This window comes from Desulfuromonas sp. (assembly GCF_002868845.1).
In the GTDB taxonomy this organism is placed as follows: Bacteria; Desulfobacterota; Desulfuromonadia; order Desulfuromonadales; family BM501; genus BM501.
The window spans coordinates 23,051-46,531 of sequence record NZ_PKUB01000018.1; the positions used below are offsets into that span (position 1 = coordinate 23,051).

Consider the following 23,481-nt stretch of genomic DNA (forward strand, 5'->3'; position numbering starts at 1 on the left):
TTTTTTGTTTTCGGTGCGATTGGCGCAGAGAAAAGTCAGGCCTTTTCCCCGAATATCTGGGCGCTGAACGTATAGATTTCGGCATCCTCGGCCTGCCAGGCGTCGGTAGGCAGGCCGGCCTTGATGCAGGTTTGCATGAGAAAGGTCTCCCGGTCCCAACCATGCTCGGTGGCGACCTGGGGCAAAAGAACCCCGCGGTAGTACCCCTTTTCCAGGTATATCCCGTGGGTTCCCACCTCGATCTCTTCGACGTTCTCTACTTTGGTCAAGGGTGAGAGGACAGAGATTTCGATGGTGAAATCTTTAAGGTCCTCGTCCTTGAAAGGGTAGAACCGAGGATCTTTTGTTGACGAAGCCACGGCCATTTCTGCGACTTCGCGAAAGAGGGGCAATTCTGATTGGAAGTTGCCGATGCAGCCTCGGAGTTCACCATCCCTTTTGAGGGTGACAAAGCAGCCGTTACGCATGTTGAGGGCTTTTTCCTCGCGTGGCTCCACGTATTCCTGGCCGGTTTGAACCTGGGTTTCTATCGCCTTGCGGGCGATGGAAAGCAGAATGGTCTTTTCCTTGGCGGTCAGAGCTTTTTCCACGGAGCCTCCTGGAAAGCATTATACTTCGCATCTCTGGCGGGGAAGCGGACACACTATAGTCGGATTCGAGAAGATTTTCAAGGAATTTAGCGGGGAACGGGAAGGCAGAGAAAAGCCATGTTTCCCAAGACGATGGGAGGGGCGCCGGCTTTCGCGGGCCAAGGTACTTTTAGCCCTTGCGGTCGAGGACGCAGTATATTCCTCCTTCCTTGAGACCCGGTCGGAAGCACCCGTTGCAGGAGGTGCATGTGGCACGGTGGGTCGGGTCCTGCCGCCAACGCGACACGAGGTCAGGTTCGCGGATCAGGGGGCGGGAGAGGGCGAACATGTCGGCGACGCCGTCCCGCAGGAGATTCTGCATGACCGAGCAGGAGCGCAGACCCCCGACGACCATCACCGGGATGTTGATTTTCTTCTTGATGCTCTGGGCAAAAGGTGCGTTGTAGGCCTCTTTTTCCTCGCTTTCGATTCCCTGGCGCACCGGGGAGAGATCCCCCGAGGCGGCGGTGCCTGAACTGACCTCGATGGCATCAATGCCCATCTCCTCAAGGCGAATCGCCACCCGAACGCTGTCGTCTATCTCCAGAGCGCCCGGGAGGTTGTCGGCAGCGTTGAGCTTGATGGTGACAGGGTAGCCGGGACCGACGGCCCGACGCACAGCCAGGAAAGTCTCTTCGAGAAAACGCATGCGATTTAAAAGCGAACCGCCGTATCGGTCGCTGCGGCGGTTGGTCAGAGGGGAAAGGAACTGGTTGATGAGGTAGCCGTGGGCACCATGGAGCTGTACTCCGTCGAAACCTGCTTCCTTGGCCCGGCGCGCCCCCTGTGCGAAGGCCTCGACCAGGGCGGCGATGTCCTCTTCAGACAGCTCCCGTGGGGTTTCGGGGAAATTGGGATTGGAAACGGATGAGGGGGCCAGGGGCGTTGTGCCGATGGTCTTGGAGGAAGTCTGGCCTCCGGCGTGCACGAGTTGGCAGAAGACGCGCCCTCCGGCCTCGTGAACGGCATGCGGAAGGGCGGCCAGGGCTGGAATCAATGCGTCGGAGTGGATCCCCATTTTTCCCGGCAGCTGCTTGCCGTCGGGGCGGACAAAGGTGTAACCGGTGATGATCAGGCCGACTCCACCCCGGGCCAGTCGGGCGTAGAATTGGGCCAGCCGCCGGGTGGGGGTTCCGTCGGGTTCGCACATCCCCTCCCAGGTGGCGCTCCGCACGAAACGGTTGGCCATTTTCAGGGTGCCGATGGCGACGGTATCGAAAAGGGTCTTGTTCATGGTCTCTCCCTGCGGCGATCGTCCTTTGATTCATACCATGGTTCATGCCGGAGCGCCACTCCTTCGGGCGATACGGCCGTAAAGGGGAGAACCTCTAGGGTTAGCCATGGGGGTTCGATCATGAAGCCCGAAAATACAAGACGCCCCGGGGTTCTCCCGGGGCGTCAGGGTAAGCTCAATCGGGGCCGCACTTTCTTTCGCCGACGGAAAAGGCGCGAGCGATGCAATGGCTCCCTCTGGGGGGAGCCCCTTCCGCACCGAAAGCCGTGGTTCAGGATGGCCGCTGTACGGATGACGATTAGGATGCGTGCTCTTGGTCTCAGCTGTTGGATGCGGCGAGCTGGGTAGCTCCGTGGACGATGATCTCCTTGCCCTCCTTGCTGGTCCAGAGGGCCCCGCAGTCACCGCACTCTTGCAGGTTCTCAGCAAAGCCGTCGGAATGTGTGTCGATCTCTACGTGATTCTTTCTCTTGCAGATGGGGCATTCCATGACCGTTCTCCGTGTTTTTTGTGTGCCACTCTGTTGATATTCCCTATAACTTGTAATGAATATACTAGGCACATTTCCGGAGCGCAAGGACAAAAAAACCTAAAACCCTTTTAAAAACAGCTTGTTATGCCTATTTTGTTTTGTTGTACATACCGACTGTTTATTGTATACGTTAAAAATACCCACAAGGGGGAGGCGGGAAAACGTTAACTGGCTGAAACCATTGATTATTCGACCCTATAAACCGGTATTATGATTTAACCCTTCGAATTTCGTGGTAAGTGGTGAAAAGCGCGCAAAAAAAATAAACTTTTTTTTCGCTTTCCGGTTTAAAACAACGTCAACAAAAAAAAAGCCCCGAAAATCGGGGCTTTTCATGTTCCAAGGCGCGGCCGGGATCAAGGCTTTTTCTTTTCTCTTTTCTTTCTTTCGGTGGCGTCGAGGTACCTCTTGCGCAGTCGAATCGACTCGGGGGTGACCTCGACGAGTTCGTCTTCGGCGATGTATTCCAGGGCCTGCTCCAGGGAGAGGGTGGTCGGGGTCGAGGTTTTGGTCGATTCGTCGGTTCCGGAGGCGCGGACGTTGGTCAGTTTCTTGCCCTTGCAGGCGTTGACGACCAGGTCGTTGTCCTTGGCGTGCTGCCCGATGATCATCCCTTCGTAGACAGCGGTTCCGGGACCGACAAAGAGGGTCCCGCGGTCCTGCAGGTTGAACAGGGAGTAGGAGACCGTGTCACCGGTGTCGATGGAGATCAGTACGCCGTTCTTGCGTCCGGCAATGGGGCCCTTGTAGGGAGCGTACTCGTGGAAAGTGTGGTTCATGACGCCGGTTCCCCGGGTGTCGGTGAGGAACTCTGTCCGGAAACCGATGAGTCCCCGGGCGGGAATGACGAATTCGAGGCGATTTGTGCCGTCCATCGGCTGCATGGAGACCATCTCCGCCTTGCGGGTGCCGAGTTTTTCGATGACGGTCCCCTGGTGCTCCTCGGGGACGTCGATGACCAGGTACTCCATCGGTTCGGAACGGACGCCGTAGATATCCCGGAAGATGACCTCGGGCTTGGAGACGGAGAGTTCGAACCCCTCGCGGCGCATGTTTTCGATGAGGATCGACAGGTGCAACTCCCCGCGGCCGGAGACCTTGAGGGTGTCCGTGGTCTCCGTGTCCTCGACCCGCAGGGAAACGTTGGTACGCAACTCCTTCATCAGGCGATCCCGGATGTTGCGGGAAGTGACGTACTTCCCCTCTCTGCCGGCGAAGGGGGAGTCGCTGACCATGAAGTTCATCGACAGGGTCGGCTGGTCGATGGCGAGGTAGGGCAGGGCGATGGGGTTGTCTGCTGCGGCCAGGGTCTCGCCGATGCTGATCTCTTCGAAGCCGGCGATGGTGACGATGTCCCCCGCGACGGCCTCCTGGAGTTCCACCTGGTTGAGCCCCTCGTAGCCGAGGAGCTTGCTGATGCGTCCCTTTTTGACGGTACCGTCCTTGTCGACGTGGGCGACCGTCTCCCCGGCCCGGATCCGGCCGTTGAAAATCTTCCCGGTGGCGATGCGGCCGATATAGTCGTTGTAGGCGATGGTGGTGACCAGCATCTGAAAGGGGGCTTCGGGGTCGGCCTCCGGGGGAGCGACGCGCTCGGCGATCATCTTGAAGAGGGGCTCGAGGTTGACCGAGTCGTCTTCGAGTTCGCGCTTGGCGAAGCCCTGCTTGGCGCTGGCGTAAACGACGGGGAAGTCGAGCTGCTCTTCGGCGGCGTTGAGCTCGCAGAAGAGGTCGAAGACCATGTCCACGACTTCCTCGGGCCGGGCGCCGGGGCGGTCGATCTTGTTGATGACCACGATCGGCCGGATGCCGAGATCGAGGGACTTTTTGAGCACGAAGCGAGTCTGGGGCATCGGCCCGTCGAAGGCGTCGACCAGCAGCAGGACCGAGTCCACCATCTTCAGGACCCGCTCCACCTCTCCGCCGAAGTCGGCGTGGCCGGGGGTGTCGACGATGTTGATCTTGAGCCCCCCGTGGTGAATAGAGAGGTTCTTGGAGAGGATGGTGATTCCCCGCTCCTTCTCAAGGTCGTTGCTGTCCATCACCCGCTCGGTAATGACCTGATTCTCCCGGAACACGCCGGACTGCTTGAGCATGGCGTCCACGAGGGTGGTTTTGCCGTGGTCGACGTGGGCGATAATGGCGATGTTGCGTATGTTTTGCGGCATGGGGGTAAAGCTCCTATGGTGGTATTGGACGGGGGAGATCCTCCGTCCGGCAAACCTTACGACTATATGTCAGAATGCGAATGAAAGGCCAGAAAAAAATAGCCGGCTGTCTTTGTCGAAGAGGGGGAGGGCTTTCAAATCGACCGAACACTCTTGCGCGGCCGGGCAATGCCCTATAATCTTTTACAGTCGAGAAACCTTCCACTGCTGCCAAGGAGTTTCGCCATGCGTTTCTTCCGGTGTCTGCTGTCCGTATTGCTGATCGGCGGTTTCGCTGTCCTGGCCGGATGTGCCGTTAATCCGGTGACCGGCAAGCAGGAACTGTCACTTGTATCGGTGTCCACTCCCCAGGAGATCGCCCTCGGCGAGAAGGCCTTCCCCCAGGCTGTGCAGGAGATGGGGGGGGAGTATCCCGACCCCCAGCTGAGCGCCTATGTGAACCGGGTCGGTGAACGCCTGGGCAGGCTCAGCCACCGGCCCGACTTGCCGTATCGTTTTGCGGTGGTCAACGACTCTTCGCCCAACGCCTTTGCCCTGCCCGGAGGGTTTATCGCCATCAGTCGCGGGCTTCTGAGCAACCTGGAGAACGAGGCCCAGCTGGCGTCGGTGCTCGGTCACGAGGTCGGTCACGTCACCGCCCGGCATTCCGTGCAGGGGCTGCAGCGGGGAACCCTCTTCAACGTGGGCCTGGCGGTTCTCTCCGGGGTCGCAGGCAACACCGCCTACGGGCCATTGGCCCAGCAGGCCGGGGAGCTGACCGCCGGGCTGTTGGAGAATTCGTACAGCCGCGGCCAGGAGAGGGAGTCGGACCAGCTCGGCATTGACTACATGGTCCAGGCCGGTTACAACCCTCTGGGAGCGGTCCAGGTCCAGGAATACTTTTACCGGCAGCTCGAGGGCGGTGCGGAGCCGATGTGGCTGACGGGACTTTTTCGAACCCATCCCTTCTCCAAGGATCGCATGCTGGACAACCAGGACTACATCCGAAGCGCCTATCCCCAGGCCCTGACCCAAGAGCGTTATTCTCTTCTGCGCCAGCCCTTTGAATCGGCGACGGCGCGGTTGCGCCAGGCAAAGGGGGGGTACGAGATCTACGACCAGGCCCGCCGCCTGGAGCAGGAAGGCGACCTGAACAAAGCCATCGCCACCTATCTGCAGGCCGCAGCCGCGGCGCCCGACGAGTCCCTGATCCTCACCGGCCTGGGCCTGGCCTATCTCAAGGCCGATGATCTCAACTCGGCCCGCATTCACCTCAGCCGGGCCGTTCAACTCGGTGGGAAGTACTACCAGTCTCGGCTCGGGCTCGGATACGTCCTGCTGCAACGGGGCCAGGCCGCGCAGGCGGTCCGCGAACTCGAATCGAGCATGCAGCTCCTGCCGACCATGCAGGGGGCGTTTTTCTTGGCCCAGGCCTACGAAAAAGAGGGCCAGGTGCAGAAGGCCCTCGAGCTGTACCGGGCCGTGGCCCAGGCCGATCCCAGGGGCGAGATGGGACAGGCCGCCGCTGAGCGGAGCCGGGCCCTGGAGGGAGGTCGATGAACTGGTCCGTCCACCTCGATCCCGGGGAGGAGGTGCGCTGGCAGGGGCGTCCGGCACCGCGCTGCTATTCATTCCGCAACTGGCGGCATTCACTGTTCGGTCTGTTGTTGCTGGCTATTTGTCTTTGGTGGACCTGGGCAGGCATCGAACTGGGGCGTGACTACGGTTCCCGGCTTTATCCACTGATCCCGATACCTTTTCTGCTTCTTTCCATATACATGGCCTTCGGTCACCTGGTTGTTGCCCGCCTGGAATGGGAGAGGGTCTATTACGCCGTGACCGACAGGAGGATCCTCGTCCAGAGGGGGCTCTTCCGCCGGCGCCTGGGGAGCCTTGCCTTGGGCGAGGTGACCGGTTTTCGGCTCAACCCCCTGGGAGAACACCTCGGGACGGTGCGGGTTCGGGGCGGAACACCGCCGCTCACCCTGGTTCTTTGCTGTATCGAGTACCCCCGCAAGATGACCGACCTGGTCGAGGAAGCCATGCCCCGGGAGCTCTATATCTGATGAATTCCCCCGTTCTGGCCCTTCCGCGGGGCCTTTTGGTTTGACTTTTGCCCTTCCTGTTGATTACCCTTTCACTTTTGACCCTAAAGAGAAGGAATTATTCCGAGTGGACAGGGAAACGAACAGGAAATTCTACCTGGAGACCTTCGGGTGTCAGATGAACGTGGTCGATTCGGAGCGGATCGTCGACCTGCTTCAGGGCATCGGGTATCGGCAGGTCGAGGCCGCCGATGAGGCCGACCTGATCCTGCTCAACACCTGCTCGATTCGGGACAAGGCCGAGCGCAAGGTGTACGGCCACCTCGGCCGCTTCAAGCCCCTTAAGGACCGCAACCCCGGTCTGATCCTCGGGGTGGGGGGGTGCGTCGCCCAGCAGGAAGGCGAACGCCTGCTGGAGAAGGTGCGCTACCTCGATCTGGTCTTCGGCACCCACAACATTCACAAGCTCCCCGACATGGTGCAGGAGGTCGAGGGGCGCCGGGTACGCAGGATCGAGACGGAGTTCCTCGACCGGGAGACCCGTCTGCAACTCTTTCCGAAGAGGGCCGTGGGGGACACGGTCTCCCGATTTGTGACCGTCATGCAGGGGTGCGACAACTTCTGCTCCTACTGCGTCGTGCCTCATGTGCGCGGACGGGAGGTCAGCCGGCCCAGCGACGAGATTCTCGCAGAGGTATGCGAACTGGCTGCCGGGGGGGTGCGGGAGATCACCCTTATCGGACAGAATGTCAATTCCTACGGCCGCAAGGAGCCCGGCGAGGTCTCTTTTGCCGATCTTCTGCGCCGTGTCCACGAGGTGGACGGGGTCGAGCGCATCCGTTTCACCACATCCCACCCCAGGGACCTTTCCGATGAACTGATCGACTGCTTCGGCGACCTGGAAAAGCTCTGCAAGCACATTAACCTGCCGGTCCAGAGTGGGTCGGACCGGATTCTCGAAATGATGAACCGCGGCTACACCGGCCAGGACTACCTGGCCAAGGTCGCCCGCCTCAAGGCGGCCTGCCCGCAGATTCGACTGACCTCCGATATCATTGTCGGTTTCCCCGGGGAAACCGAGAACGATTTTGCTGCGACTCTCGAGCTGATGGAGGAGGTGGGCTACGCCGACGTCTTTTCCTTTCTTTATTCCTCGCGGCCCCAAACCGCGGCGGCTCAGATGCCCGATTCCCTCTCGGCGAAAGCGAAACAGGACCGCTTCGATCGGCTGCTCGCCCTGCAGGAGAAGATCAGCCGCCAGACTTGGGCCCAGGACGTGGGCCGTGTTCTGCCGGTGCTGGTCGAGGGGGAGAGCCGTCAGGGCGGAGACCAGATATTCGGGCGCACCACCTGGAACCGGATCGTCAATTTCCAGGGGGAAAAGACACTCGTGGGCCAGGTCGTTCCCGTCCGCATCACCACCGACTTCCGCAACTCCCAACTGGGAGAGGCGGCCTGAGGAGGCACCATGATCGATCTGCACACTCATACGATCTTCAGCGACGGAGAGCTGATTCCGGCTGAGCTGACCCGGCGTGCGGCGGTGGCAGGGTACCGAGCGATCGCTCTCACCGACCACGGGGATCCCTCCAATATCGACCTGATCATCCCCCGCATCGTGAAGGTGGTCGCCGATCTCGGCGCGGCATGGGGGCTGACCGTTTTGCCCGGCATCGAGCTGACCCACGTGCCCCCGTCCATGATCGCCGGGGTCGCCCGGGAGGCCCGGGCCCTCGGTGCGCGGATCGTGGTCTGCCACGGCGAGACGATCGTCGAGCCCGTCGCTCCCGGGACCAACCGGGCGGCCCTCGAGGCCGACATCGACATCCTGTCCCACCCCGGCCTGATCAGCGCCGAGGAGGCCGCTCTCGCGGCAAAGCGCGGCATCTGCCTGGAAATCACCACCCGCAAGGGGCACAGCCTGACCAACGGCCACGTTGCGCGGGTCGCCCTGGAGGCCGGCGCCAAACTGGTGGTGAACTCTGACAGTCACAGCCCAGGCGACCTTTCTTCCCTGGAGACCGCCCGCCTGGTCGCTCTTGGGGCGGGAATGACGGAGGAGCAGTTCGAGCAGGCCCGTCGCAACGCCGAGGAACTGGTGCGCAAGGCCCAGGGCTGAACCCGCCCCACGCAAGACCGCAAAGACGCCAAGAAGGGCAAAAAACCCCAGTCTCAAAGTTTTACTTTGCGGCTTTGCGACTTGAGTGAGCGATAGCGAACGGGCGAGAGGCCGATTTTTTTTGAACTACCTGACAGGAAAAGGATCTTGGGATCCAGACCCAGTAATAGCTTTTCTCTGCGCCTCTGCGTGAGGGAGGGCTGCGGACCCGGTTTCTTCTGATATCGAATTATACTCAATCCTCCAGGAGGAATTTCCCCGTGAAAGACAAGGACTTCGCCTTTTTCAAGGAACTCGTCGAGACCCCCAGCCCCTCGGGCTTCGAACAGCCTGCCCAGCGCATTGTGCGACGTGAGCTGGGCGGTGTCGCCGACGAGGTGCGCACCGACGTGATGGGCAACGTCATTGCCCGCATCGGGGGCCAAGGCGAGGACCTGCCCCGGGTCATGCTGGCCGGTCACTGCGACGAGATCGGCTTTATGATCCGCTACATCGACGAGGGCGGGTTCCTTTATTTCGCCCCCATCGGGGGGGTGGACGCCCACCTCGTGCCGGGTCAGCGGGTCACCGTTCACACTGTCGGCGGGCCCGTGCTGGGGGTGGTGGGCAAGAAGCCGATTCATCTCATCGATCCCAAGGACCGCGAGACGGTGGTCAAGTTCAAGAGCCAGTTCATCGATATCGGTGTCTCCAGTCGGGAAGAGGCGGAGAAAATCGTGGCCGTCGGCGACCCGGCGACTTTTGCCGTCGGCCTCGAGCGGTTGCAGGGCGACCGGGTCACCTCCCGGGCCTTCGACGACAAGATGGGAGCCTTCATCGTGGCCAGGATCCTTCAGGAGGTCCGCCGCCGCGGTCCCGCCCCCGTTGAGCTCTATGGGGTCTCCACGGTCCAGGAGGAACTCGGCCTGCGCGGCGGGACCACCAGCGCCTACGGGGTCAACCCCGACGTGGGGATCGCCGTGGAGGTGGGGGTCGCCACCGACGTGCCCGACATTGACAAAAAAGAGGCCGGTGAGACCAAGGTCGGCGCCGGCCCCATCCTCGCCCGGGGGGCGAACATCAACCCGGCCCTCTTCGAGTTGCTGCTGCGCGTCGCCCGGGAGGAGGAGATCCCCTTCCAGGTCGCCGGCGCGCCCCGGGCCACGGGCACCGACGCCAACGTCATGCAGGTCTCCCGCGGGGGGGCGGCCACGGCGCTGGTCAGCGTTCCGCTACGCTACATGCATTCGCCGGTTGAGCTCCTCTGTCTTGCCGATCTTGAAAATACGGTGCGTCTGCTGACCGGACTGCTCTACCGCATCGAAAGTCGCCAGGCCTTCATCCCCAACTAGCGTCTATCGCTGGGAAAATCTTGACAAAAGCCCGGGTTCCCACTAGATTGTTTAGCTTGGAATAAAACGAAATCTTTCTTAGGAGGAGCCGATTTCATGGCCATGACCGATTTTCTCTTCACTTCCGAGTCCGTCAGCGAAGGGCATCCTGACAAGGTTGCCGACCAGATCTCCGACGCCATCCTCGATGCCATCCTGACCCAGGATCCCAAATCCCGCGTCGCCTGCGAGACTTTGGTGACCACCGGAATGGCCATGATCGCCGGGGAAATCACCACCAACGCTCGCATCGACTATCCCGAGATCGTGCGCCAGACCATCAAGGAGATCGGCTACGACGACTCCTCCATGGGCTTCGACTGGGAGACCTGCGCCGTCATCACCTCGGTCGATCGCCAGTCGCCCGATATCTCGCAGGGAGTGACCGCGGGGGAGGGGATGTTCCTCGAGCAGGGCGCCGGTGACCAGGGCCTGATGTTCGGCTACGCATGCAACGAAACCCCCGAGTTGATGCCGATGCCGATCACCTTCGCTCACAAGCTCACCCAGCGCCTCGCGGAGGTGCGCAAGAGCGGTCTGCTGACCTTCCTGCGTCCCGACAGCAAGTCCCAGGTCTCCATCGAATACATCAACGACAAGCCGATTCGCGTCGATACGGTGGTCGTCTCCTCTCAGCACATTCCCGAGGTCACCTACGAGACCCTCAAGGAGGGGATTGTCGAGGAGGTTATCAAAAAGGTCATTCCCGCCGAACTGCTCGACGAGAGGACCAAGTACTTCGTCAACCCTACCGGCCGCTTCGTGATCGGCGGGCCGATGGGCGATTGCGGCCTGACCGGGCGCAAGATCATCGTCGACACCTACGGCGGGCAGGGCTCCCACGGTGGCGGCGCCTTCTCCGGCAAGGATCCCTCCAAGGTCGATCGCAGCGCCTCTTACATGGCCCGCTATGTCGCCAAGAACATCGTTGCTTCCGGCCTCGCCGATAAGTGCGAGGTGCAGCTCGCCTACGCTATCGGTGTGGCCGAGCCGGTTTCGGTGATGATCAACACCTTCGGCACGGGGAAGATCCCTTCCAACGACATCGCCCGCATCGCCCAGGAAGAGTTCGACCTGCGCCCCGCGGCGATCATCCAGGTTCTCGACCTGCTGCGGCCCATCTATCGCAAGACCGCGGCCTACGGCCACTTCGGGCGAGAACTCCCCGAGTTCACCTGGGAGAGGACCGATCGGGCCGAGTCGCTGAAGGCGCGTGCCGGGCTGTAGGGCCAAAAGAAAAGAATTGCAATGCGAAAGGGCGAACCGATATGGGGCGCCCTTTTTTTATTCTGTTTTCTTCTCTGGCTGAAAAAATATCGGCCGGCCCAACATAAAGAATTACCTTGAAGGTCTTGCGGGAATGATTTCAGGCGGTTAGGATGGGCGGTAACCTCCTGAAAAGGGCAAGACGTGGCCGAACCCGTTCTCAGTATCGTTATTCCCGTCCTCAACGAGCGTGACACCCTGCCGGCGCTGGTCGCTAGCCTGGACGCCCAGCGGGGGGTGGCCTTCGAGGTGGTCGCCGTTGACGGGGGCTCGGACGACGGCAGCCTGGAGGCGTTGGAAGGTCTTGCGGCGCAGGCGAATTTTCCTTTTCGCATCCTTCGCTCCGAACGGGGCAGGGCCCGGCAGCTCAACGCAGGGGTCGCAATCGCCCGTGGGGAATACCTGCTCTTTCTTCATGCTGACTCCCGTTTCGAGAGGGCCGAGGCCCTGGCGACCGGCCTGGCGGCGTTGAAGCAGGAGTGTCAATTGCGCGGAAGCCGCCGGGTGGCGGGTCATTTCCCCCTCCGTTTTTCAAGGCTTGGCGATTCTCCCTCCCTCTCTTACTACTATTACGAAGCCAAGGCGTGTCTGGACAGGCCGGGCTGCACCCACGGCGACCAGGGGTTTCTGATGGGACGTTCCTTCTTTGAGGACGTCGGCCCGTTCGATTCCGATTTGGGGCTCCTTGAGGACACTCTTCTGGCCGAGACGATCCGCCGGGAGGGGGCCTGGGTGCTCCTGCCCCTGGAAATCTCGACCTCCGCCCGACGCTTCGAGGCCGAGGGGCTGTTCGAGAGGCAGGTGCTGAACGCGCTGATCATGAATTCAGTCTTTATCGGCTGGACCGCATGCCTTGCCGAACTCCCTGGTCTCTATCGAAGCCAGGGCCGCACCGAGCGGCTCCGGCTGCTTCCCTTTCTACGGAAATTCCGCGAAATTCTGAAATCCCTCCCCCTGCGCCAGCGACTTCTCATCTGGTATCGCACCGGTGGCTATGTGCGGCCCAACGCGTGGCAGATCGCCTTTTTTTTCGATGTGCGGCGCAATTTCCGGAAGGGAATCCCTCCCGGAGAGGGGCGGACTTCCGTACTGGATGCCTTCGAACCGTGGTTTGAGCGGTTGACCGACCATCCTCCGGGGAGGGCGGCCGCCGCATTGCTGACCCGCATATGGTTTTGCTGCGCTCATCTTTATGCCCTGGCGGTGGAGGGCACTATGGGAAGGAAAGCGGGCGCGGCGAAGTCGACCCCGCGGTCGGTCAACGTCGAGAACAAGGACGAGGAGGGGGAATGAAACCCGCGACCATGGAATCGGCCAACGCNGCGCCCGGCAGGCTTCGGGGAGCGTCTTGTGGCACGCTCCGAGCTCCTTCACCTCGGCCGGCGTACCGCCTCTTTGTCCGTTAGTGTTGAAAACAGGCAGGGGCAACTCGTCGCTCACGGCACGGCGACCCTGATCGTATTGGCCGGGGCGGCCGACCTTGGATAACCCATTAGTCTTAATGAGTTTTCGGCATTCCCGGAAGGGTGGCGGGGTGTTGCCGACGAGGGCCGGTGTGCTAGAGTAGAGGAAAGAATTCAACGCTATTACAAAAGGGGCCCTCGATATGAAAAAGCACACCCTGCTCGTTGCGGTCATTTTCTGTGCCTCCCTGTTGATCCTCTCCTGCACCTCCTACAAGAGCCAGGAGGTCTCCTTCCGTCTCCCGGCCGCTTATCCCAACATGCAGGCCGCCGCTGGGGCCCAGATCGGCGCCCAGCCTTATGCCGACAAGGCGGCCGCCAAGGAGGCCTTCGGTTTCGATATCCGAAGCGCGGGACTACTGCCGGTCCAGGTTGTCATGGACAACGCAGGCCCCCACAGCCTGACCGTAGTGCCAGAGCAGACGTTCCTGATCGATAATCAGGGCAATTTGTGGAACCTTCTTGACAGCCGGACCGCTTATCAGCGGGTAGAGGGCAGCTCTGAATATGCCCGTATTGCCAAGGGGGCCGGCAAGGGGTCGTTGCTCGGCGCGGCCGGCGGCGCCGTGGTCGGTGCCGCTATCGGCATCCTGACCGGCGAGAACGTCGGGACGAGCACGGCAAAGGGTGCCGCTGTCGGCGGCGCCGGCGGGGCCGTGATCGGCGGCAGTCAGGAGGGGTCCTCCGAGGAGGCCGGCCGGCAGATATCCCGCGATCTGGCCAACAAGTCTCTGGTGAATCAGGCCGTGCAGCCGGGCAGCCTCGGTCGAGGATTCCTTTTCTTCCCGGGGGAAGCGCCCACGGCCAGCGCACTGAGATTGCAGCTCCGGGAGGTCGATACCGGGAGAATCCACACGGTCAACCTGTCTCTGTTCTAGGGCTCCGGGTAAGAACATGTAATTCATGAAAAGGCGGATCGCGTGCTCCGCCTTTTCATGTGGCCGTACAAGCCGTGAACCCCACCAGAATGAAACGATAGTGCGGGTCAGCCTGCCCTTGCTTTTAGGGTGTATCTGGCGGGCTCCTCATGTTTCATGACCTATCTGAGGGGGATTGCCCTCCTATCTGACGACCGGTTTTGACCGGTTTTTGCTTGTTGGTCCGACGAAGTCGTGATATATCAAGAAAAATTGATTTATCTAAATCGACAAGGCGGATGAATGTGTTGACCACCCTCAAGGCTCTATCCGATGCGACCCGCTTGCGTTTGGTCGGGGTTCTCTCCCGCGGAGAGTTCACCGTGCAGGAATTGACCACCATCCTGGGCATGGGGCAGTCGCGTATTTCCCGGCATTTGAAGATTCTCCTCGAGGCCGGAATCCTTTCGGTCAAGCGCCAGGGGACCTGGGGATATTATCGGCTCGCTGGGGGCAACAGCCTGCTTGGCGAGATCTGGCCGAGTCTCTAATCGAGACAGGGCAACCTGGAGGGGCATCTGCAGGACCTCGAAGGATTGTCGCGCGTTCTCGAAGAGAGGCGCCGAAAGAGTCGGGTGTTCTTCGATCGGCATGCCCGGCAATGGGACGAGTTGACCTCACGCATCCTGGCCTTGCCCCCATACCGTCGTGACCTTCTCGACAGCATTCGGCCCTGCAGGGCTCTGCTGGAAGCCGGAGTCGGCACGGGAGCCTTGCTGGGGGGGCTGTGTGAAAAGGCGCCGCTGGTCGTTGCCGTCGACCACTCCGCGGCGATGCTCGAAAAGGCCCGGGAACGCGCAGACGAAGAATGCCTCGAAGGGGTCGATTTTCGGCTCGGCGAGCTGTCTCATCTCCCACTTTCAGACGGGGAGGTGGAGGTGGCTCTTCTCAATATGGTGCTCCACCATTCTCCGCGGCCGGCCGTGGTCTTCAAGGAGTTGAGCAGGGTGCTTTCCCCGACCGGCGTCCTGGTCATTGCCGACCTGCGGCGACACGACATGGAATGGGTACGGGAGCGCCTCGCCGATCAGTGGCTCGGTTTTGAACGGTCCGAACTGGAGGGTTGGCTGGCGGCAGGCGGGTTTCAGGTGGAACGGTACAGGGACATTGACAGCCCGGGGGGCCAAGGCGTGTTTCTCCTTTCGGCCCGCAAGGATGGCCCTGTTTAGTGCAGGTTTTCTAAGGGATCTGAAATTTAAGAAAAAGGAGCAGGAATGACCATGCAAACAATTAAAAAAGCAGTAGATTTCAAGGTGGCCGATCTGGGGCAGGCCGAGTTCGGGCGTCGGGAAATCGAACTGGCCGAAGTGGAGATGCCGGGGCTCATGGCCCTGCGCGAGGAGTACGCAGCCTCCCAGCCCCTCGCCGGGGCGCGCATCACCGGTTCGCTTCACATGACGGTGCAGACCGCGGTCCTCATCGAGACCCTTGTCGCCCTTGGGGCCAAAGTTCGCTGGGCCTCGTGCAACATCTTTTCGACCCAGGACCACGCCGCCGCCGCCATTGCCGCCGCCGGCATCCCGGTCTTCGCCTGGAAGGGCGAGACCCTTGAAGAGTATTGGTGGTGCACTGAACAGGCATTGAGCTGGCCCGGCGGCGAGTTGCCGAACATGATCCTCGACGACGGCGGCGACGCGACCATGATGGTTCTCGAAGGGGCAACCTGGCAGGCCTCCGGCGTACCCGAATTGGGGGCCGATGATCCGGAGGACTGGGTCGAGCTTGTGACGTGCCTCAAAGACTCCATCGCAAAAAAACGGGTCGACTGGGTGGCGGTGCGCGATTCGATCAAAGGGGTCACCGAAGAGACGACGACCGGCGTCCACCGCCTCTATCACCTCGCCAAGGAGGGCTCACTCCCCTTCCCGGCGATGAACGTCAACGACTCGGTGACCAAGAGCAAGTTCGACAACGTCTACGGCTGCCGCCACTCCCTCGTCGACGGCATCATGCGCGCCACCGACGTCATGCTCGCCGGAAAAGTCGCCGTCGTCTGCGGCTACGGCGATGTCGGCAAGGGATGCTGCCAGTCGCTGCGAGGGCAGGGCGCTCGGGTCATCGTTACCGAGATCGATCCGATTTGCGCCCTGCAGGCGCTGATGGAAGGGTACGAGGTCAAGACCCTCAACGACGTCGTCTCCGAGGCCGATCTCTTCGTCACCACCACGGGCAACTACCACATCATCACCGCCGGTCACATGGCGCAGATGAAGCACAACGCCATCGTCGGCAACATCGGCCATTTCGACAACGAGATCGACATGGCCGGTCTCGCCAAGGTCGAGGGGATCCGCAAGATCAATATCAAAAACCCCCAGGAGCACGGCAACCAGCTCGACCAGTGGGTTTTCCCCGACGGCCACGCCGTCATCATCCTCGCCGAGGGACGCCTCCTCAACCTCGGCTGCGCGACCGGCCACCCCTCCTTCGTGATGTCCAACTCCTTCAGCAATCAGGTCATCGCCCAGATCGAGCTCTTCACCAAGGGGGAGAATTACGGCAACGAGGTCTACGTTCTGCCCAAGGATCTTGACGAGAAGGTCGCCCGGATGCACCTCGACAAGCTCGGAGCGAGGCTCACCACTCTTACCCAGGAGCAGGCGGACTACATCGGTGTCCCCGTCGAGGGGCCGTACAAGGCCGACCATTACCGCTACTAGGCCGCTCAGATACCCGAGGACAAGAAAGCCCCGCCGATCCGGCGGGGCTTTCTTGTTTTGCCCGGCTCCTTACCTGAAAGAAAGTCGAGCCCCTATTACGGATGGCCAGCTTCTGAGACACGGCGCCACGAAGTTCTCAGGGGGCCGACAGGTGGTGGTTTGCAGTCCTCTTGCCGTCGGGATTGACGATAAGCAGGGTCAGGTCCTTGGGTTGGCTGCTGTAGGGATAGCGGTTGTAGATGAGTGTGGCGCAGTCGACGTAGACGGTGTGGTCACCGATTCTCTGGAATCCCCGCGCGGTCGATGGTGCCTTTGAAAAGATGAAATTCTGCTGGGGAGGGGTGTCGGAGAAGCCGATCGCGCTTTCGGTGACGACGAGGGCCGAGTTGGGAAAGAAGTTCTTCCCGGTGATGATCAGTTGGTAGTAGCTGACGAAATCCTCGCCCTGGGTCACGCTGTCGATTTTCGGGATGTCGTTGACCCACAGCGATTGGGGGAGAGAGCGGGCTCCGCCGGGATTGACCACCTGGATGCCGTAGATGCCGGCCGCCAGGGAAGGGGGCCTGAAGGCGAGACGGCCCTGGTCGATCCTTTCGTGGGGCAGGATCTTGCTGTCCAGCAGGAGGCTGGCGCCGGGGAGCACATGGTGGATCTCCGCGACCACACGGTGGTCGGGATCGAGTGAGCAGGTTTCGAGGTTGCGCGGGTCGAGGGAGATGATTCGGGGGGTCGGTTCGATGACCGTGAGGGTGTGCGTGCCTGCCGAGACGGACTCGCCCTCCTGTACCAGCAGGGTGTATTCGCCCTCCAGCAGGGCCGGGACGGTGAAAACAAGCTTGTCCGTCTGCCTGTCTTTCGGCTCCACGGCCTGGTCGCCGAGGACCACCAGGGCGTCTTCGCCAAAGGGGCCGCCGGTGATCGTTACGGACCCTCCGGGGACCGTTCTGGCCGGGTAGACGGCGGTGATTTCCTGGGCCAGGGAGACGACCGGGAGGACCAGCCCCAGGGCAAGGAATATTCGGACAAAATGCATGGCGCCATCCTTGAGTTGAGGTTCTGTTCTAATTGAACCACAAAAAGGGGCGCCCACAAGGCAATTGCCGCTTCTCCATGCTTCGTGTAGGTGGAGCGCGGGCGGTACGGGGAAATCCGCGACAACTGGCCTGGGGGGGGTTAGTCTCTTGCTGTTAGCAGGAGCCAGACGCCGATCAGGGCGAAGAGAAGGTTGGCGGACCAGGCCGCGACCAGGGGAGGGACGACGGCGGCGTAGCCGAAGGCCAGGAGCATTGCCTGGATGATGTGGTAGGTGATGCCGATGCCGACGCTCAGGGCGATTCCCACGGCAAGATTGGCCCCGCGTCCCTTGTGCAGGGCAAAGGGGATTCCGAGAAAGGCCATGATGAGGTTGGCAAAGGGCGTTGCCAGGCGGGCTTGGAGATCGACTCTGAAACGGGTGGGGTTGAAGCCTTCGTTTTCCAGTTTGTGGACCTGCCCTGCCAGTTCGCGGTATCCCATCTCCTCGGTGCGCGGACGAGGGGTCCTGAAATCTTCCGGGGTTTTGCTCAAGGAAATGGTCATGAGGGGGTAACGGTCCACCCCGGAGATGCCCATCGGAGGCGGAGCGATGGAGCGTTCGGTAATGTTCCGGAATGTCCAGCTTCCGGCGGAATAGCTTGCGGCGGGGGCGTCGATGCGGCGCTGCAGATGAAACTGGGGGTCGAATTCGAAAAGCGAGATTCCCTGCAGGGCGTTTTGCTCGGGCTGGGCGAGGCGAATGTTGACGATGGTGTTTCCCTCTCGATACCAGATCCTGTCCCGCCTGGCAGAGATCTCAGGTTTTCCCTGGACGTCCACCCGGAGAGTGTGGTTGGCCTGTCGGGCGCATACCGGAACCAGGAACTCGTTGCTCAGCAGGACCACGACGGAGATGGCGAGGGAAACATGAAGAAGGGGCATGGTCAGTCGCCACAGGCCCACACCTCCGGAGCGCATGGCCGTCAGTTCGTTGGTGCGGGACAGGCCTCCGAGGGTCAGGAAGACCCCGAGCAGGACTGCGAGGGGAACGATCTGAACGACGATGACCGGGATACTGTTAGCGAAATAGACAAAGTAGGCGGCCAGGGGCGCCTGATGCTCGATGAAGTCATCGGCCTTCTCGAAAAAATCGACGAGAAGGTACAGTCCGGTGAAGGCTCCGAGGGCAAGGATAAAGAAGCGCCGGAAATGGCCCAGTATGTAGCGGGTAAGGAGGGTCAACGGTTTATCTCCCGGCCTTGCGGATGAAGAAGGTTTTGGCCTTGTTCAGGCGGTCGGGAATCCAGTCCATGAGGGCCGGGCGTTTCTCCTGGGCGGTCAGGCGAAAAAGGACCACCCCGGCTATGAGGCCAAGGATGTTTGGTGTCCAGATGGCGAGGGCGGGTGGAAACATCCCCTCTTCGGCTACGGTTTTTGCTCCGGAAAAAAGGAGGAAATAGATCAGGGCGACCCCCAGGGCCAGAGAGAATCCGGCCCCTCGCCCGGTGCGACTGGAATGGACGCCGAGAGGGACCCCGATGAGGGCGAAGAGCAGAGGGGCCATCGGCAGGGCGAACCTTTTGTGCAGCTCTGCGGTGAGGCCGGGGTCGTTGGCCCGGTTATTGTCGTCGAGAAGGGTCGCGCGAAGCTTCGCCGTGGTCATTTCCTTGGCTTTTTGAGGGCGGGTTTTCGACGGGGCCAACTCTCGGCCCATGTTGAGGTTGACGTCGTAGACATCGAAGCTGACGATCTGGTAGGAGTCGCCCTCTCTGTCCTGAGGCCTGCGGTGGATGGCCCCGTCCTCCATGCGCAGGGTCAGGGTCAGGGCTTCGCGGTCGGATATGATGCGCCCTCCACGGGCCAGGATGATGGCTGGGGTGCTCCCTTCTCTTTCGTCGGAGATGAAGAGGCCTTCCATGGTGCCGGTTCGTTCCTGGATGTCGTTGGCGTACAGTACCAGGCCTTCGAATTCATCGTTGAAGACCCGGGGCTGGATGCCGACGCTGGCCCTGCTCGAGGCGATTTTGAATACCTGATGGCGGAAGCTGGCACGGCTCGTGGGTTCGGCCCACAGGGTGAGGTAACCTGTTGCCAGGCTGGCCAGAACGGACAGCGCCAGAACCGGTCTGAACATCTGCGCGAGGCTGACGCCGCTCGAATTAAGGGCGATGATTTCGCTGTCGGCGGAAAGGCGGCTGAAGGCGAGGAGAACCCCGAGGAGGAAAGCCAGGGGGATTGTTATGACCAGGAAGGCAGGCATCAGGGAGAGGAAAAGCTCTACGATCTCTCCGGCGGGCACCCCCTTGTTGATGACCATCTCCACCAGTTTCAGGACGCGCCCCATGAGGAGAACGAAGGTGAAAATCAGCAAGCCCAACCCCGCAGGGACTGTAACTTCTCGGGCGATATAGCGGTGGATTCGAGTGGCCGACATGGGCGCAGATGTTATTACAGTTAAGGGGGGTTGTAAACCGGATTTGCAGCGATTTTTCCCTTGCCAGGGTAGAGGCGCCATGATATATACGTTTGCTGTCCCAAAAATCGCACGTTCTCCTGATCCGACCGGATGGTGCCCTTGTTTTTCGGGGTTCCGGCGGGGAAGACGGAGGGCGGAGGCTACCAACCGAAAGAAGGAGAGAAAACCATGGCACAGATCACAATGAAGCAACTCCTGGAGGCCGGCGTTCACTTCGGCCACCAGACCAAGCGCTGGAACCCCAAGATGAAGCCTTATATCTTCGGGGCTCGCAACGGCATCTACATCATCGACCTGCAGAAAACGGTTCGTTACTTCAGGACCGCTTACAGCTTTATACAGGGTATCGTCGAGAAGGGGGACAAGGTCCTCTTCGTCGGCACCAAGAAGCAGGCGCAGGACTCCATCGTCGAAGAGGCGGCCCGCGCAGATCAGTATTACGTAAACAACCGCTGGCTTGGCGGCATGCTCACCAATTTTGCTACCATCAAGGGGAGCATCGATCGTCTCAAGAAGATCGAAACCATGGCCAGCGACGGCACCTACGACCTGTTGACCAAGAAAGAGGCGCTGGAGCTGGAGCGCGAGCGAATCAAGCTTGAGAAGAACCTGGGCGGGATCAAGGGAATGACCAAGCTGCCCGGTGCCATTTTCGTCATTGACCCCAAGAAAGAGACCATCGGCGTCAAAGAAGCCCGCAAACTCGGTATCCCCGTCGTTGCCGTTGTCGATACCAACTGCGATCCCCAGGACATCGACTACATCATCCCGGGCAACGATGACGCGATTCGCGCCATCCGCCTGTTCGCTTCGCGCATGGCCGATGCCTGCATCGATGGTGCGGAGGCTCGTCAGGCCGCCTTGCGCACCGAGTCTGAAGGCAAGGAGCCCGCTGTCGAGGAGAAGGCCGCCCCGGCAGCCGCAGAGGCCGCCCCGGCAGCCCCGGCAGCCCCGGCAGCCCCGGCAGCCCCGGCAGCCCCGGCAGCCCCGGCAGCCCCGGCAGCCGCAGAGGCCGCTCCGGCAGCCGCAGAGGCCGCTCCCGAAAAGCCTGCTACCGAATCCTGATAAGTTGTTCGAGACGGACATGAAAGGCGACCGGGCCCCCTGGTCGCCTTTTTTCCGAATGTCCTTGAACGCTCAATATCCCTAATTTGACCGACTTAAACACGATAGAGGAGGAACCAGTGGCCAAAATAACTGCATCGATGGTTGCTGAACTGCGTGCCAAGACTGGCGCAGGAATGATGGACTGCAAGAAGGCATTGAACGAAACCAACGGGAACATCGAGGAGGCTGTCGATTTCCTGCGCAAGAAGGGACTCTCTTCCGCCGCCAAGAAATCGGGGCGCATCGCCTCCGAGGGCATGGTCGCAGCAATCGGCAACGGCAACTGCGGCGTGTTGGTCGAGGTGAATGCCGAGACCGACTTCGTGGCCAAGAACGAGGGCTTTCAGAAATTTGCCGCCGGTGTGGCACAGGCCGCTCTGGATGCGGCGCCTGCCGACCTGGATGCACTCCTGGCCTCTGACTTCCCCGGCACCGGCCGGACCGTCGGGGAGGAACAGACCCATCAGGTCGCCACCATTGGCGAGAATATCAACGTCCGTCGCTTCGCCCGCTCCGAGGTCCCCGAGGGGGCAGTCGTCTCCTATGTTCACGGTGCCGGCAAGATCGGGGTCCTGGTCGAGCTGACCTGCGCCAATGGCGACGACGAGCGTCTCTCTACCCTGGGCCGGCAGCTTGCCATGCACGTGGCGGCCGCCAATCCCCAGTATCTGAGCAGGGATCAAGTCCCCGGCGACGTGGTGGAAAAAGAGAAGGAGATCATGCGGGTCAAGGCCAAGGACAGCGGCAAGCCCGACAACATCGTCGAGAAAATCATTGAAGGGCAGATCAACAAATATTTCGGAGAGGTCTGCCTCCTCGAGCAGGCTTACGTCATCGACCCCGACCAGAAGGTCGGCAAGGTCATTGATGCCCTGGCCAAGGAGATGGGCGGCGAAGTGAAACTCAGTAACTATGTCCGCTACCAGCTCGGCGAGGGGATCGAGAAGCGTGCCGACGATTTTGCCGCGGAAGTGGCCGAACTCACCAAATAGACCGGCGAGGAGCATGACAGCAGATAATCCCAAATATTCCCGCATCCTGCTCAAGCTCAGCGGTGAGGCCCTGGCCGGCGGGCAGGGTTACGGCATCGATCCCGAAGTCATCGCCTCCATCGCCACCGAAATCAAGGAGGTGGGCGAGCTTGGCGTTCAGGTGGCTCTCGTTATCGGGGGCGGCAATATCTTCCGCGGCGTGGCCGCGGCTTCCCAGGGGATGGACCGCTCCAGCGCCGACTACATGGGGATGCTTGCCACGGTCATGAACAGCCTGGCGATGCAGGATGCTCTCGAGAAGGTCGGTGTGGTCACCCGGGTTCAGTCGGCGATCGAGATGCAGGCCGTCGCCGAACCATATATCCGGCGCCGGGCGGTTCGCCACCTCGAGAAGGGGCGCGTGGTCATCTTCGGCGCCGGAACCGGTAATCCCTACTTCACGACCGATACGGCCGCAAGTCTGCGGGCCATGGAGATCGGTGCCGACGTCATTCTCAAGGCGACCAAGGTCGACGGCGTCTACAGTGCCGATCCCGCCAAGGTCAAGGACGCCGTCAAGTTTGCCAGCCTCAGCTATTTGGATGTACTGAAGAAGGGTCTTCAAGTCATGGATGCTACAGCGACCTCGCTGTGCATGGACAATAACCTGCCGATCGTGGTTTTCAACCTGACCCACAAGGGCAACATCAAAAGGGTGGTTCTCGGCGAACCGATCGGGACAATTGTCAAAGGAGAGTGAGATCCATGTATGATGACGTCGTCAAGGCAGCCCGGGGTGGAATGGATAAGGCCATCGAGGCGCTGAAGAAGGGGTTCAACAAGGTCCGCACCGGACGTGCCTCCACCACCCTCATGGACGAGATTCGGGTTGACTACTACGGAACCCCGACGCCCCTCAATCAGATCGGGACCATGGCAGTTCCCGAGCCGCGGCTGATCACTATCACGCCGTGGGAAAAACAGCTGATTACCGAAATCGAAAAGGCCATTCTCAAGTCGGACCTTGGGCTCAACCCCAGTTCGGACGGCCAGTTGGTGAGGATCGCCTTTCCGGTGCTGACCGAAGAGCGCCGCAAGGAGATGGTCAAGGGGATCAAACGGATGGGCGAGGAGGCCAAAGTCGCCATCCGGAATTCCAGGAGAGATGCCAACGAGGGGTTGAAAAAGCTCGAGAAGGAAAAGGAAATCTCGGAAGACGAACAGAAACGCGGTGAAAAAGAGATCCAGGATCTCACCGATAAATATGTGAAAAAGATTGACGAAGTCGTAGCGGCCAAGGAAAACGAAGTGATGGAGATTTAGTCTCTCCGTCCGACAACCCCAAAGGAGGAAACAAAACATGAAAATCAATGAAGAATGCATTGCTTGTGGCACCTGTGTTGACACCTGCCCGGTTGGCGCCATCGTCGAATCCGGGGACACCTACATCATCAACGACGACTGCACCGATTGCCAGGCCTGTGTTGACAGCTGCCCCGTAAGCGCCATCGTCGAGTAATCGATGATCCCT

The 23,481-nt window shown here is 60.8% G+C and carries 23 protein-coding genes and 1 pseudogene; 17 read left to right on the forward strand and 7 right to left on the reverse strand.

Annotated elements, in window-relative coordinates:
- Positions 1-35 precede the first annotated feature (35 nt).
- From amrA to typA, 4 genes are all read right to left on the reverse strand, one after another.
- Positions 36-590 (reverse strand): AmmeMemoRadiSam system protein A, encoded by a 555-nt coding sequence (amrA, locus tag C0617_RS05190; protein ID WP_291315952.1) that lies wholly within the window; start codon positions 588-590, stop codon positions 36-38.
- A 169-nt stretch (positions 591-759) separates the two neighbouring features.
- Positions 760-1,863, reverse strand: a complete 1,104-nt coding sequence (locus C0617_RS05195; RefSeq protein ID WP_291315953.1) for an NADH:flavin oxidoreductase — start codon at positions 1,861-1,863, stop codon at positions 760-762.
- Between the two features lie 319 nt (positions 1,864-2,182).
- Complete coding sequence (locus C0617_RS05200) at positions 2,183-2,353, reverse strand: hypothetical protein (RefSeq protein WP_291315954.1); 171 nt, start codon at positions 2,351-2,353, stop codon at positions 2,183-2,185.
- Between the two features lie 398 nt (positions 2,354-2,751).
- On the reverse strand, positions 2,752-4,563 hold the full coding sequence (gene typA, locus C0617_RS05205; RefSeq protein ID WP_291315955.1) for a translational GTPase TypA: 1,812 nt from the start codon (positions 4,561-4,563) through the stop codon (positions 2,752-2,754).
- Between the two features lie 225 nt (positions 4,564-4,788).
- Between typA and C0617_RS05210 the strand changes: the two genes are divergently transcribed.
- The 12 genes and pseudogenes from C0617_RS05210 to ahcY all read left to right on the forward strand — a co-directional run bounded on the left by C0617_RS05210 (position 4,789) and on the right by ahcY (position 16,382).
- Positions 4,789-6,102, forward strand: a complete 1,314-nt coding sequence (locus C0617_RS05210; protein ID WP_291315956.1) for a M48 family metalloprotease — start codon at positions 4,789-4,791, stop codon at positions 6,100-6,102.
- Positions 6,099-6,608 carry a PH domain-containing protein gene (locus tag C0617_RS05215; RefSeq protein WP_291315957.1) on the forward strand — a complete coding sequence of 170 codons (510 nt, stop codon included), beginning with the start codon at positions 6,099-6,101 and terminating at the stop codon, positions 6,606-6,608. Before C0617_RS05210 ends, C0617_RS05215 begins: the two co-directional genes overlap by 4 nt.
- A gap of 106 nt (positions 6,609-6,714) precedes the next feature.
- A complete protein-coding gene (gene miaB / locus C0617_RS05220; protein WP_291315958.1) occupies positions 6,715-8,046 on the forward strand; it encodes a tRNA (N6-isopentenyl adenosine(37)-C2)-methylthiotransferase MiaB in 1,332 nt (443 codons plus the stop codon).
- Between the two features lie 9 nt (positions 8,047-8,055).
- Complete coding sequence (locus C0617_RS05225; RefSeq protein WP_291315959.1) at positions 8,056-8,706, forward strand: histidinol phosphate phosphatase domain-containing protein; 651 nt, start codon at positions 8,056-8,058, stop codon at positions 8,704-8,706.
- A 260-nt stretch (positions 8,707-8,966) separates the two neighbouring features.
- Positions 8,967-10,037: a M42 family metallopeptidase gene (locus tag C0617_RS05230; RefSeq protein ID WP_291315960.1), complete on the forward strand. Its 1,071-nt coding sequence runs from the start codon at positions 8,967-8,969 to the stop codon at positions 10,035-10,037.
- Between the two features lie 96 nt (positions 10,038-10,133).
- The gene (gene metK, locus C0617_RS05235) at positions 10,134-11,303 is read left to right on the forward strand and encodes a methionine adenosyltransferase (protein ID WP_291315961.1); all 1,170 of its coding nucleotides are present in this window, start codon (positions 10,134-10,136) and stop codon (positions 11,301-11,303) included.
- A 183-nt stretch (positions 11,304-11,486) separates the two neighbouring features.
- Positions 11,487-12,635 (forward strand): TIGR04283 family arsenosugar biosynthesis glycosyltransferase, encoded by a 1,149-nt coding sequence (locus C0617_RS05240; RefSeq protein WP_291315962.1) that lies wholly within the window; start codon positions 11,487-11,489, stop codon positions 12,633-12,635.
- Positions 12,636-12,664: 29 nt separating this feature from the next.
- Positions 12,665-12,830 (forward strand): annotated as a pseudogene (locus C0617_RS17025) (hotdog domain-containing protein); the annotation flags it as partial.
- A 118-nt stretch (positions 12,831-12,948) separates the two neighbouring features.
- The gene (locus C0617_RS05245; protein ID WP_291315963.1) at positions 12,949-13,683 is read left to right on the forward strand and encodes a hypothetical protein; all 735 of its coding nucleotides are present in this window, start codon (positions 12,949-12,951) and stop codon (positions 13,681-13,683) included.
- A 278-nt stretch (positions 13,684-13,961) separates the two neighbouring features.
- Entirely contained in the window at positions 13,962-14,213 is a 252-nt protein-coding gene (locus C0617_RS05250) for a metalloregulator ArsR/SmtB family transcription factor (protein ID WP_291315964.1), read from the forward strand.
- An 84-nt stretch (positions 14,214-14,297) separates the two neighbouring features.
- A complete protein-coding gene (locus tag C0617_RS05255; RefSeq protein WP_291315965.1) occupies positions 14,298-14,891 on the forward strand; it encodes a methyltransferase domain-containing protein in 594 nt (197 codons plus the stop codon).
- A gap of 45 nt (positions 14,892-14,936) precedes the next feature.
- On the forward strand, positions 14,937-16,382 hold the full coding sequence (gene ahcY / locus C0617_RS05260) for an adenosylhomocysteinase (RefSeq protein ID WP_365888930.1): 1,446 nt from the start codon (positions 14,937-14,939) through the stop codon (positions 16,380-16,382).
- A 136-nt stretch (positions 16,383-16,518) separates the two neighbouring features.
- Here the strand turns inward: ahcY and C0617_RS05265 are convergent, their stop codons facing one another.
- The 3 genes from C0617_RS05265 to lptF form a co-directional block, all read right to left on the reverse strand.
- Positions 16,519-17,415, reverse strand: coding sequence for an IPT/TIG domain-containing protein (locus C0617_RS05265; protein WP_291315967.1), 897 nt, complete (start codon positions 17,413-17,415; stop codon positions 16,519-16,521).
- Positions 17,416-17,555: 140 nt separating this feature from the next.
- Complete coding sequence (gene lptG / locus C0617_RS05270; RefSeq protein ID WP_291315968.1) at positions 17,556-18,638, reverse strand: LPS export ABC transporter permease LptG; 1,083 nt, start codon at positions 18,636-18,638, stop codon at positions 17,556-17,558.
- Between the two features lie 4 nt (positions 18,639-18,642).
- A complete protein-coding gene (gene lptF / locus C0617_RS05275; RefSeq protein ID WP_365888932.1) occupies positions 18,643-19,911 on the reverse strand; it encodes an LPS export ABC transporter permease LptF in 1,269 nt (422 codons plus the stop codon).
- 129 nt (positions 19,912-20,040) lie between these two features.
- Between lptF and rpsB the strand changes: the two genes are divergently transcribed.
- From rpsB to C0617_RS05300, 5 genes are all read left to right on the forward strand, one after another.
- On the forward strand, positions 20,041-20,937 hold the full coding sequence (gene rpsB, locus C0617_RS05280) for a 30S ribosomal protein S2 (RefSeq protein ID WP_365888933.1): 897 nt from the start codon (positions 20,041-20,043) through the stop codon (positions 20,935-20,937).
- Between the two features lie 119 nt (positions 20,938-21,056).
- Positions 21,057-21,971: a translation elongation factor Ts gene (gene tsf / locus C0617_RS05285; RefSeq protein WP_291315970.1), complete on the forward strand. Its 915-nt coding sequence runs from the start codon at positions 21,057-21,059 to the stop codon at positions 21,969-21,971.
- A 13-nt stretch (positions 21,972-21,984) separates the two neighbouring features.
- Complete coding sequence (gene pyrH, locus C0617_RS05290) at positions 21,985-22,710, forward strand: UMP kinase (RefSeq protein WP_291315971.1); 726 nt, start codon at positions 21,985-21,987, stop codon at positions 22,708-22,710.
- A 5-nt stretch (positions 22,711-22,715) separates the two neighbouring features.
- Positions 22,716-23,273: a ribosome recycling factor gene (gene frr, locus C0617_RS05295; protein ID WP_291315972.1), complete on the forward strand. Its 558-nt coding sequence runs from the start codon at positions 22,716-22,718 to the stop codon at positions 23,271-23,273.
- 37 nt (positions 23,274-23,310) lie between these two features.
- Entirely contained in the window at positions 23,311-23,469 is a 159-nt protein-coding gene (locus tag C0617_RS05300; RefSeq protein WP_291315973.1) for a 4Fe-4S binding protein, read from the forward strand.
- Positions 23,470-23,481: the final 12 nt, after the last annotated feature.

Excerpts from the sequence above, each read along its gene's own strand:
- C0617_RS05225 (WP_291315959.1), top strand. The coding sequence starts at position 8,056 with ATGATCGATCTGCACACTCATACGATCTTCAGCGACGGAGAGCTGATT.
- C0617_RS05195 (WP_291315953.1), bottom strand. The coding sequence starts at position 1,863 with ATGAACAAGACCCTTTTCGATACCGTCGCCATCGGCACCCTGAAAATG.
- pyrH (WP_291315971.1), top strand. The coding sequence starts at position 21,985 with ATGACAGCAGATAATCCCAAATATTCCCGCATCCTGCTCAAGCTCAGC.
- lptF (WP_365888932.1), bottom strand. The coding sequence starts at position 19,911 with ATGGCGCCTCTACCCTGGCAAGGGAAAAATCGCTGCAAATCCGGTTTA.
- C0617_RS05250 (WP_291315964.1), top strand. The coding sequence starts at position 13,962 with ATGAATGTGTTGACCACCCTCAAGGCTCTATCCGATGCGACCCGCTTG.
- typA (WP_291315955.1), bottom strand. The coding sequence starts at position 4,563 with ATGCCGCAAAACATACGCAACATCGCCATTATCGCCCACGTCGACCAC.
- C0617_RS05245 (WP_291315963.1), top strand. The coding sequence starts at position 12,949 with ATGAAAAAGCACACCCTGCTCGTTGCGGTCATTTTCTGTGCCTCCCTG.
- C0617_RS05200 (WP_291315954.1), bottom strand. The coding sequence starts at position 2,353 with ATGGAATGCCCCATCTGCAAGAGAAAGAATCACGTAGAGATCGACACA.
- C0617_RS05300 (WP_291315973.1), top strand. The coding sequence starts at position 23,311 with ATGAAAATCAATGAAGAATGCATTGCTTGTGGCACCTGTGTTGACACC.
- ahcY (WP_365888930.1), top strand. The coding sequence starts at position 14,937 with ATGACCATGCAAACAATTAAAAAAGCAGTAGATTTCAAGGTGGCCGAT.
- C0617_RS05265 (WP_291315967.1), bottom strand. The coding sequence starts at position 17,415 with ATGCATTTTGTCCGAATATTCCTTGCCCTGGGGCTGGTCCTCCCGGTC.
- metK (WP_291315961.1), top strand. The coding sequence starts at position 10,134 with ATGGCCATGACCGATTTTCTCTTCACTTCCGAGTCCGTCAGCGAAGGG.
- C0617_RS05210 (WP_291315956.1), top strand. The coding sequence starts at position 4,789 with ATGCGTTTCTTCCGGTGTCTGCTGTCCGTATTGCTGATCGGCGGTTTC.
- frr (WP_291315972.1), top strand. The coding sequence starts at position 22,716 with ATGTATGATGACGTCGTCAAGGCAGCCCGGGGTGGAATGGATAAGGCC.
- rpsB (WP_365888933.1), top strand. The coding sequence starts at position 20,041 with ATGGCACAGATCACAATGAAGCAACTCCTGGAGGCCGGCGTTCACTTC.
- C0617_RS05215 (WP_291315957.1), top strand. The coding sequence starts at position 6,099 with ATGAACTGGTCCGTCCACCTCGATCCCGGGGAGGAGGTGCGCTGGCAG.